The sequence below is a fragment of the Kitasatospora sp. NPDC056181 genome, from assembly GCF_042266225.1.
GTDB lineage: Bacteria > Actinomycetota > Actinomycetes > Streptomycetales > Streptomycetaceae > Kitasatospora.
In genome coordinates this window covers 1-9,224 of record NZ_JBHJUK010000240.1, presented here as the reverse complement: position 1 = coordinate 9,224, position 9,224 = coordinate 1, and the positions used below count along the sequence as shown (strand labels likewise).

8 protein-coding genes and 2 tRNA genes are annotated in these 9,224 nt (G+C 72.3%); 2 read left to right on the top strand and 8 right to left on the bottom strand.

Annotated elements, in window-relative coordinates; translation table 11 throughout:
* Nucleotides 1-103: 103 nt before the first annotated feature.
* The 5 genes from ACFC1F_RS41575 to ACFC1F_RS41555 form a co-directional block, all read right to left on the bottom strand.
* On the bottom strand, nt 104-766 hold the full coding sequence (locus ACFC1F_RS41575) for an ATP-dependent Clp protease proteolytic subunit (RefSeq protein WP_209416571.1): 663 nt from the start codon (nt 764-766) through the stop codon (nt 104-106).
* 59 nt (nt 767-825) lie between these two features.
* Entirely contained in the window at nt 826-1,443 is a 618-nt protein-coding gene (locus tag ACFC1F_RS41570; RefSeq protein WP_305067940.1) for an ATP-dependent Clp protease proteolytic subunit, read from the bottom strand.
* A gap of 311 nt (nt 1,444-1,754) precedes the next feature.
* Nucleotides 1,755-3,158 carry a trigger factor gene (tig, locus tag ACFC1F_RS41565; protein WP_376166796.1) on the bottom strand — a complete coding sequence of 468 codons (1,404 nt, stop codon included), beginning with the start codon at nt 3,156-3,158 and terminating at the stop codon, nt 1,755-1,757.
* Between the two features lie 255 nt (nt 3,159-3,413).
* Nucleotides 3,414-4,874 (bottom strand): MDR family MFS transporter, encoded by a 1,461-nt coding sequence (locus ACFC1F_RS41560; RefSeq protein ID WP_376166794.1) that lies wholly within the window; start codon nt 4,872-4,874, stop codon nt 3,414-3,416.
* A gap of 118 nt (nt 4,875-4,992) precedes the next feature.
* Nucleotides 4,993-5,066 (bottom strand) — tRNA-Pro (locus ACFC1F_RS41555).
* A 145-nt stretch (nt 5,067-5,211) separates the two neighbouring features.
* On the opposite strand from ACFC1F_RS41555, the gene ACFC1F_RS41550 reads away from it, so the two are divergent.
* Nucleotides 5,212-5,285: transfer RNA gene (locus ACFC1F_RS41550), tRNA-Gly, on the top strand.
* Nucleotides 5,286-5,369: 84 nt separating this feature from the next.
* Here the strand turns inward: ACFC1F_RS41550 and ACFC1F_RS41545 are convergent.
* Nucleotides 5,370-5,909, bottom strand: coding sequence for a hypothetical protein (locus ACFC1F_RS41545; protein ID WP_376166792.1), 540 nt, complete (start codon nt 5,907-5,909; stop codon nt 5,370-5,372).
* A gap of 202 nt (nt 5,910-6,111) precedes the next feature.
* Here ACFC1F_RS41545 and ACFC1F_RS41540 point away from each other — a divergent pair, with 202 nt between their 5' ends.
* Nucleotides 6,112-6,903 carry a DUF6348 family protein gene (locus tag ACFC1F_RS41540; protein WP_376166790.1) on the top strand — a complete coding sequence of 264 codons (792 nt, stop codon included), beginning with the start codon at nt 6,112-6,114 and terminating at the stop codon, nt 6,901-6,903.
* A gap of 54 nt (nt 6,904-6,957) precedes the next feature.
* On the opposite strand, the gene ACFC1F_RS41535 is transcribed toward ACFC1F_RS41540, so the two are convergent.
* Together ACFC1F_RS41535 and ACFC1F_RS41530 are read right to left on the bottom strand one after the other, a co-directional pair.
* Nucleotides 6,958-7,152, bottom strand: coding sequence for a hypothetical protein (locus tag ACFC1F_RS41535; RefSeq protein ID WP_148645154.1), 195 nt, complete (start codon nt 7,150-7,152; stop codon nt 6,958-6,960).
* A gap of 503 nt (nt 7,153-7,655) precedes the next feature.
* On the bottom strand, nt 7,656-8,885 hold the full coding sequence (locus ACFC1F_RS41530) for a PP2C family protein-serine/threonine phosphatase (protein WP_376166788.1): 1,230 nt from the start codon (nt 8,883-8,885) through the stop codon (nt 7,656-7,658).
* Nucleotides 8,886-9,224: the final 339 nt, after the last annotated feature.

The window sequence follows — 9,224 nt, the reverse complement described above, 5'->3', positions numbered from 1 at the left end:
TCCGCTCTCCTGCTTCCTCACTTCAACACCAGCCCGGCCCCGCGCCGCGCCGGCGCGGGCCGGCGACGGGGCGCGCGCCCCCCCCCCCGGCCGGTGCCGACCCTCAGGAGGTCAGCGAGGCCTTGCGGGTGGAGATGACCAGGTCGACGAGACCGTACTCGACGGCCTCGTCGGCCGTCAGGATCTTGTCGCGCTCGATGTCGTCGCGGACCTGCTCGACGGACTTGTTCGAGTGCTTGGAGAGCATCTCCTCCAGCTGCTCGCGCATCCGGAAGATCTCCTTGGCCTGGATCTCCAGGTCGGACACCTGACCGCGGCCGGTCTCGGTGTACGGCTGGTGGATCAGGATACGGGCGTTCGGCAGCGCCATGCGCTTGCCGGGGGTGCCGGCGGCGAGCAGCACGGCCGCCGCGGAGGCCGCCTGGCCCATGCAGACGGTGGTGATGTCCGGCTTCACGTACTGCATGGTGTCGTAGATGGCCGTCAGGGCCGTGAACGAGCCGCCGGGCGAGTTGATGTACATCTGGATCTCGCGGTCCGGGTCCATGGACTCCAGGCAGAGCAGCTGGGCCATGATGTCGTTCGCGGAGACGTCGTCGACCTGCGAGCCGAGGAAGATGATGCGCTCCTCGAACAGCTTGGCGTACGGGTCGTACTCGCGGATGCCCTGCGAGGTGCGCTCGACGAAGCGCGGGACGATGTAGCGGCCCTCGGCGCGCATGTCCTCGACGCGTGCCTTGGCGCTGGACAGGCTGGGGATGTTCATGGGGTTTCTGGTCCTCCGGAGCGTTGGGGCTGTGGTCTCGTGGGAGCCGGGGCCGAGGCTCAGGCGCCCGTGCCGCCGCCGCCCGGGACGTCCGCGGCGCTGTGCATGATCGCGTCGATCAGGCCGTACTCCAGGGCCTCCTCCGGCGTGAACCAGCGGTCGCGGTCGGAGTCCGCGGTGATCTGCTCGAAGGACTGCCCGCTGTGGAAGGCGATCAGCTCGGACATCCGCTTCTTGGTGCGGAGCAGCTGCTCGGCCTGGATGCGGATGTCGGTGGCCGAGCCGCCGAGACCGGCGGACGGCTGGTGCATCAGGATGTTGGCGTTCGGCAGCGAGAAGCGCTTGCCCTTGGCGCCGGCGGTCAGCAGGAACTGGCCCATCGAGGCGGCCATGCCCATCGCGATGGTGACGACGTCGTTCTTGATGTACTGCATGGTGTCGTAGATCGCCATGCCGGCCGAGATCGAGCCGCCCGGGGAGTTGATGTAGAGGAAGATGTCCTTGTCCGGGTCCGCGGCCAGCAGCAGCAGCTGGGCGGTGATCTTGTTGGCGATGTCGTCGTCGACCTGCTGGCCGAGGAAGATGATCCGCTCGTTGAGCAGCCGGTTGTAGACCTGGTCGCCCAGGCCGCCGAGCACGTCACCAGAGGCGGCGTGCGGCGCCATCGGGCCAGGCATCTGCATCTGCGGGAACGTCACTTAGCCACCTGCTCAGTCGATTTGGACGGTCGCTCCACGGCCGTCACGCTGTCGCACAGCTTTCGGGTATCACGTCGTGATTGTTGCTGTCCAAGGACCCTAACGCGCAGGCCGGGCCGCAGAATCCCTCACGCAGAACTGTTCGCTGTGAGCGCAGGGTTCACGGCGCGCGCCGCGGGCGCGCGCGGGGAACGGCGCGGGGAACGGCGCCGGCCGGCCGGGGAACGCGGCGGGCCCGGACACCGTGTACGGCGTCCGGGCCCGCTGCTGCTTCGGGGCTACCGGGGCGGTCAGGCCTCGGTCTTCTCCTCGGCCTCGGCCTCGGCGGCCGGGGCCTCGGCGGCGACGGTCTCGCCCGACTCGTCGGTCTCGTCGTCGTCGAAGTTGATCTCGTTGCCCTCGGTGTCGACGACCTTGGCGGCCTCGACCACGGTGGCCAGCGCCTTGCCGCGGGCGACCTCGCCGACCAGCAGCGGCACCTGGCCACCCTGGACGACCTGCTGCGCGAACTGGTCCGGGGTCAGGCCCGAGCCGGCGGCACGGCGGATGAGGTGCTCGGTGAGCTCCTCCTGGTTAACACCCAGCTCCTCGTCGGCGACGATCTGGTCCAGGACGAACTGGGTCTTGATGCCCTTCTTCGCCTGCTCCTCGGTCTCCGCCAGGAACTCCTCCTCGGTCTTGCCCTGGGTCTCCAGGTAGGTCGCGAGGTTGAGGCCCATCGGCTCCAGCTGGTGGTGCTCCAGGTTGTGCTTGCGGGTCTCGATCTCGTCCTTGAGGAGCTTCTCCGGGAACTCGATCTCGACCAGCGCCAGCAGCGCGTCGAGCACCTTCTCCTGGGCCTGGGTGGCCTGGTCGTACTCCTTCATGCGCTCCAGGCGCTTGCGGGAGTCGCCGCGCAGCTCCTCCAGGGTGTCGAACTCGCTGGCCAGCTGGGCGAACTCGTCGTCCAGCTCGGGCAGCTCCTTCTCCTGGACGGCGGTGACGGTGACGGTGACCTCGGAGGTCTTGCCCGCCTGGGTGCCGCCCTTGAGCTCGGTGGAGAAGGTGGCGGTGCCACCGGCCTCCAGGCCGACGACGGCGTCGTCGATGCCGTCGATCAGACGGCCGGAGCCGATCTCGTAGCTGACGCCGGCGGCGGTGCCGTCCTCCGGCACCTCACCGTCGACCTTGGCCTCCAGGTCGACGACGACGATGTCGCCGGCGGCCGCGGCGCGCTCGACGTCCTTGACCGAGGAGAAGCGCTCGCGCAGCTGCTCCAGGGACTTGTCGACGTCCTCGTCGGTGACCACGATCGGGTCGACGGTGACCTCGATGGTCGAGAAGTCCGGGAGGGTGATCTCCGGGCGGATGTCCACCTCGGCGGTGAACTTCAGGTCGCCGCCATCGGCGATCTTCTCGACACCCTCGATGTTGGTGATGTCGGGCTGTCCGAGAACCTCGATCTTGCCCTCGTCGACTGCCTGCGTGTAGAAGCGCGGGAGGGCGTCGTTGACGGCCTCCTCCAGCACGGCGCCACGACCGAAACGCTGGTCGATGACCCGGTTCGGGATCTTGCCCTTGCGGAAGCCCGGGACCGAGACCTGCTGGTTGATCTTCTTGTACGCCGCGTCGAGGCTGGGCTTGAGCTCCTCGAAGGGCACCTCGACGGTGAGTCGAACCCGGGTCGGGTTCAGAGTCTCGACGGCGCTCTTCACGGTTTGGTCTCCTATGGGCTTGCGGTCAGGTTGCCTCCGCCCTCCCCGGGCCGCCGGCCGGGGCCGGTACGGGCGGGTCGGGCGAGACGGGCGATGGGCGGTTGGAGCTGCATCTCCCGTGGGGGGGTGGACGGTGAGCGTGACTCCTCGCCCTCGTGCGGTTGACCTGGGTGGACGCCACAGGGACTACCGCCAGCGCCCCATCCTACCGGTACCACGAAAGGCGGACGCCAGGACGCCGCCGTCCGGGGCCGCTCAGGCCGTGCCGACGGGTTCCCGAGCGACCTCTCCCGCCGTCTCCCCGGTACCCCCGGCCGGTACCGGGCGCATGGTGGCGGCAGCGTCGGAATCCCGTACCAGCAAGGCGATCGCGGCCGCCACCAGGGCCAGGCCGGCCGCGGTGAGGAAGGCCGCGCGGTAGGCGGTGAGGTTCGCCACGGGCGTACCCGAAGCGTCCGTGGTGAGGGGGCCGACGGCGGTCAGGACGGTGCCGAGCACCGCGACGCCGAGCGCGGAGCCGAGCTGGCGCTGCGCGTTGTAGAGGGTGGACGCGGCGCCGGTGGCGCGCGGGGTGATGGTGGCGAAGGCCGCGGTCTGCGAGGGCATGAAGACGTGCGACATCGCGTAGCCGGTGACGAACATCAGGGCGCGCACCGCCCAGAGGTTGCTGTCCGGCCCGATGGTGGTCATCAGGGCGAGGCAGCCGGCCACCACGGTGGCGCCGGCGGCCAGGATCCGGCGCGGGCCGACGCGCGGGTAGATCCGGCCCGCCACCTGGGAGGCGAGCATCACGCCGAGCGCCTCGGGGAACACCATCAGGCCGCTGTGCAGGGCGTCCATGCCGAGGGCGTCCTGCATCAGCAGCGGGAAGAGGTAGAGCATGCCGAGGAAGGCGGCGCCGGAGAAGAGCGAGAGCAGGTTGGTGGTGCGGAAGATGCGGTCCCGGAAGAGCCGCAGGTCCAGCATCGGCTCGGGGCGGCGCAGCTCGACCACGACCAGGGCCGCCAGCGCGAGAAGGCCGACGAGCGCCGAGGCCAGGATCCGGGCGCTCCCCCAGCCCTCGGACGCGCCCTCGGAGAGCGCGTACATCGCGGCGCCGAAGCCGGCCGCGGAGAGCAGGAACCCTGCGGCGTCGAACCGGCCGGCCCGCTCGGCGCGGTAGTCGGGCAGGAAGAGCAGGCCGAAGACCAGGGCGGCGATGCCGACCGGTACGTTGACGATGAAGACCCAGTGCCAGGACCAGCCGTCCACCAGCCAGCCGCCGAGCACCGGCCCGGCCGCGGGGGCGACGGCGGTGGGCAGCATCAGGACGCGGGTGGCCCGCATCCGCTCCTCCTGCGGGAAGGCGCGGAAGAGCATGGTCATCCCGACCGGCGTGAGCAGGCCGCCGGCCGCCCCCTGGAGGATCCGGTAGAGGGTGAGCGAGGTCATCGAGCCGGCCGCGCCGCAGAGCAGCGAGGCGACGGTGAAGAGGCTCAGCGAGGCGAGGAAGACCCGGCGGGTGCCGAAGCGGTCCCCCAGCCAGCCCGAGAGCGGGACGAAGACGGCCAGGCTGACCAGGTAGCCGACGTTGATCACGCCGACCCCGGCCGGGTCGGTGCCGAACTGCCGGCCGATCGCGGGCAGCGCCACGTTGACGATCGTGGTGTCCATGATCGACATGAACAGCGAGGCGACGAAGACGACTCCGACCGCGATCTTGGGGTTCATCCTCATCGGGGCTCCAGCTTTGGGTGAAAAATCAACCACCCACCATGCCGGACCGGAGCCGCGGACGCCAACGGAGCCGCAGACGCCAACAGGGCCCCGCCGAGGACGAGACCCTGCCGCACTGTCGGGGTGACCGGATTCGAACCGACGGCCTTCCGCTCCCAAAGCGGACGCGCTACCAAACTGCGCCACACCCCGTGGTGCCGAGAGGAAGCGTACACGCCGGGCCCTGCCGGTTCGCCGACATATTCCGAGGCCCTCACAACGAATGTGGTGTGCGCGCAGCCGACCGGACCAGGTACGCTGTTCCCGACCTTCCGTCCGGTGACGGCCGGGGGATCGCGCGGGCGTAGCTCAATGGTAGAGCCCTAGTCTTCCAAACTAGTCACGCGAGTTCGATTCTCGTCGCCCGCTCCAACAGTCCGGCCCCGGAGAGACACCATCGTCTCCCCGGGGCCGTTCGCGTTTCCGGCGGGCGCCGCCCGACGACCCGTCAGGCGGTCAGAGGCCGAGCCGGGCGGCCCGGGCGGCGGCCCGGTCGAGCAGCTGGTGGACGTCGGCCTGACGGGTGGTCGGGCGGTCGTTGTACTCGTCCGGGGAGCAGGCCGGGCGGCCGGTGGCGTGCAGCACCTCCATCACCTGGACCCGCGCGGTGCGGACGGTCTGCGGGGTGCCGTAGCCGTGGGCGAGGACGGCGGCCTGGGCGCCGAGCAGGCAGACCCGGCCGGCCCGGTCCCACATCGCGCCCTGCACCCAGCCGAACGCCCCGATGTAGCGGGAGGCGAGCCGCAGGTGGTCGGCGGCGGTGACCGGCACCGGGCGGGCCGGGCGGCGCAGCACCCGGTCCAGCAGGGTCGCCCGGGGCAGCGGGTGGCCGGCGTGCCAGGGCTGCACGGTGGAGCCGGTCCGCGGGACGTACGGGACCGGCGTGCGCGCCGGGGCGGGCAGCGAGGCGAGGTACGCCTCGACCTCGGCGACCAGGCCGGAGCCGTCCGGGGTGAGGAGCAGCGGCCCAGGGGGCGTCAGGTCGGTGCGGGGCATGCGGTTCTCCAGGCGGTGGCCTACGGTTGCCGCTACCCAAAGTGGGGCATTCAGGACATTCTCGCGACCGGAGGAGCCCGGGGGCGGGCACCGGGGCGGTTTCCCGGTGGGGCTCCGGGCCGATAGCCTCGGCGGCGTTCGAGCGCAGTTTCGAGAACGCTGCGCGCCGAGGCGGCCGCGAGCCCCAGGTGGAGGAGTACCCGTGCGTCCCCAGGACCGACTGGCCGTCATACAACGCTGTGTGATCCAGGAGATGGCGCGCTTCGGGCAGGAGTTCACGGCCGACGGCGAGGTGGTGCGCGGCCCGGGGACGACCGCGGTGGCCGTGCGCGAGCACCCCGGCCAGGACGGCACGGGCCACGTCGACCTGGGCTACGTGCTCCAACTCGGCCGCGCGGACGCGCCGGTGGTCTGGGACTGCGCGGCCGGCCTCGGCAAGACCGAGGAGGAGAAGCTCGCCAACGCGGTGCGGATGTGGGCGACCACCACCGCGTCGGCGCTGGTCGAGCAGGAGCAGGGCCGGGGCGAGCACGGCGACCACGCCGACCACCCGGAGCTGCCGGGCTGGCACGCCGTCCAGGGGCCGGCGGCGGTGTTCGGGTTCGGCAACGAACGGCTGGCGGGCTGGCTGGCGGAGAACCGGGTGCTGCCCGCGCTGGCGCCCGCACTGCTGCCGGAGCTGGCCGGGCACGGGCCGAACGGGGTGAAGCTCTTCCTCGGCGGCAAGGCGGGGGACGACGTCGCCGAGGTCCGGGTCAACGGCGAGGTGTCGGAGGCCGCCTCGGCGGCGCTGCGCGCACTGGACTGGCCGCGCGGCGAACGCCTCTGCTGGGCACGGCTGTTCGTCCTGCTGACGGCCCGGGAGGCGCCTGCGCGGCCGGCCGCGCAGGCCGGCGCGGCAGAGCCCGCGGCACTCCGGGCCCCGGCCGTGGCGGCGGCACGTGCCCGGGGGCTGTTCGGACGCTGGAGGCAGGCCAGACGGGCCGGCCGGTGACCCGGACGGCCGCCCCCCGCTGAACCCGGACGGGCCTCGGACGAGGCCCCGGGGTCAGCTGGCGATGCTGGAGATGCTCTTGGCGATCTGGTTCAGGAAGTCCTGGATCGGCCCGGCCGCCGTGCTCTGGTTGAGCATGAAGCCGAACAGCGCGGCCAGGATGAAGTGCCCGGTCTTCAGCTGCTTGTTGCGGATGAAGATGAAGCAGATGACGCCGAACAGGACCAGCGCGGAGACGGAGAGTGCCACCCGGACTCACTTCCTCGTTTCATAGCGGGGTGCCAGCGGGTGGCATCCCCTGCGAAGCCGGACCCCGGTCTGTCCGACGGTCCCGAGGCGGAACTGCAGTTCGTCCGGCCTGTCCCGGCCGGAGGGAGAGCCCACCGCGGCCGCACGGTGCCCGTCGTGCCGCACGTGACGCCCCCATCCCCCGAATCCTGACCAGTCCCGCCCGGACTCAGTGTGGTCGACCGTGCCGGTTGCGTAAAGGTCTGGCCGTCAGCCGGACGTCGATATCCTGCGATGCGAGACGAGTTTCCGCCGACCGAGACGATAGCCGAGACGTTCTGACGAATCGTCTGCGGGGCCTCGCTGAGCGGCGGCGAAGCGCCCGGCGGGCGGGACCGGAAGCCGCAGGTCCGCTCAGGTGACGGCGGGTCGGAATTGGCCGAAGATCAGCTCCCGGGCTTGACAGCACCTGCTCACGGCATGTGCGCGTCCGCACCCCGGGCCGGGACGGCCGGGCCGGCGCCTCAGTCGCGCCAGAGCAGCAGCACCGCGCGGTCGTCGTTGATGTCCCGGGCGACCGTCTCGATCAGCCGGCCGGCCGCGCCGCTGCCGGCGCCGGGGCCCGAGCCGGGGACCAGCCGGTCGGCCTCGCCCATCAGCCGGTCCATGCCCTCGGAGAGGTCCCGGCCGGGTGCCTCGACCATGCCGTCGGTGCAGAGCAGCAGGACGTCGCCGCGGTTCAGCCGGCCGCGCACGCCCTCGAACTTGGCACCGTCGTAGATGCCGAGCGCCGCGCCCTCCGAGGCCTCCTTCATCTCCCAGCGCCCGGCGCCGGCGAGGCGCTGCATGCCGGGCAGGTGGCCGGCCGAGAGCAGCTCGTACTCGCCGGTGTCGAGGTCGAGGACCAGGTGGACGGCGGTCGCGAAGCCCTCCTCCCAGGACTGCCGGAGCAGGTAGCCGTTGGCGGCGGGCAGGAAGTCGTGCGCGGGCAGGGAGCCGAGCAGGCCGCCGAAGGCACCGGAGAGCAGCAGGGCCCGGGAGCCGGCGTCCATGCCCTTGCCGGAGACGTCCGCGAGGACCACCTCCAGCACCCGCTGGCCGGGGCCGGTCCGGGCGGCGACCACGAAGTCGCCGGAGAAGGACTGCCCGCCGGCCGGGCGCAGCGCCATGTCCGCGTGCCAGCCGTCCGGCAGCCGGGGGACGCGGCTCTGCACCCGCAGGCGCTCGCGCAGGTCGAACAGCATGGTGGAGCCGCCCCACCACGGGACGCCGACCCGGCTGCGGAACTGGGCCAGCAGCAGGCCGCCGACCCCGGCCGCGCCGACCACCAGGGCGGCGCCGGGGGTGACGCCGTAGGTGTAGGCGTCCGGGTCGGCGCTGGCGACCCGCTGGCCGGTGTGGATGACGGACTCGGCGGAGAGGCCGAGCGCGGCCAGCGCGTACAGCATCACCAGGCTGCCCGGGCGCAGCAGCAGTGCGGCGGCCAGGATCGGCAGGACCAGGGAGGTGGGCGGCGCCCAGGCGGGGATCCAGATGTTGAGCAGGATCAGCAGCGGGACAAGCAGGGCGAGTGCGCAGAACACGGGCCAGTCGGCGGCGCCGCCGCGGAAGTAGTCGACCCCGGCCGTGCGCAGCCTTCGGCGGACCCGGCGGAGCCTCTTGCGCAACCGGGCCGTCACGGGGTCGGACGCCGCCTCGGCGCCGGGCCTCGTCGCAGTCGTCCGGGGCGGTGTGCCCTGCGCTCTGCCAGCCATGGGGACCGACCATATCCACGGTTGCGGCCCGGCGTCGACGGCCCGGACACGGGCGGTGCCGCCGTGGCGCGGGCGCGTCAGCGGGTTTCGGCCGATTGCCGCGGGCAGCGGCCGCTGCGTCAGGAAGCGTGCGCCGGTTGGGCGTACGAACCACGCGGGCGACGCATGCGCCCCGCGCACAAGGCAGTTCGTGCGTCGGTCGGGCGGGACGGGCGCTGTGGCCGATCACACAGGGGCGTACGCCCGCGCGGACCCGCCGCACGAATGCGTCGGGCGGCCGCGCGGCGGGGGGGCGGGGGGGGCCGCCGGGGGGGGGGGGTGGGGCCCGGGGGGGGGGGG

Coding starts and splice junctions, on each gene's coding strand:
- ACFC1F_RS41545 (WP_376166792.1), bottom strand. CDS start 5,909: ATGCCCCGCACCGACCTGACGCCCCCTGGGCCGCTGCTCCTCACCCCG.
- ACFC1F_RS41560 (WP_376166794.1), bottom strand. CDS start 4,874: ATGAGGATGAACCCCAAGATCGCGGTCGGAGTCGTCTTCGTCGCCTCG.
- ACFC1F_RS41530 (WP_376166788.1), bottom strand. CDS start 8,885: ATGGCTGGCAGAGCGCAGGGCACACCGCCCCGGACGACTGCGACGAGG.
- ACFC1F_RS41575 (WP_209416571.1), bottom strand. CDS start 766: ATGAACATCCCCAGCCTGTCCAGCGCCAAGGCACGCGTCGAGGACATG.
- ACFC1F_RS41570 (WP_305067940.1), bottom strand. CDS start 1,443: ATGCCTGGCCCGATGGCGCCGCACGCCGCCTCTGGTGACGTGCTCGGC.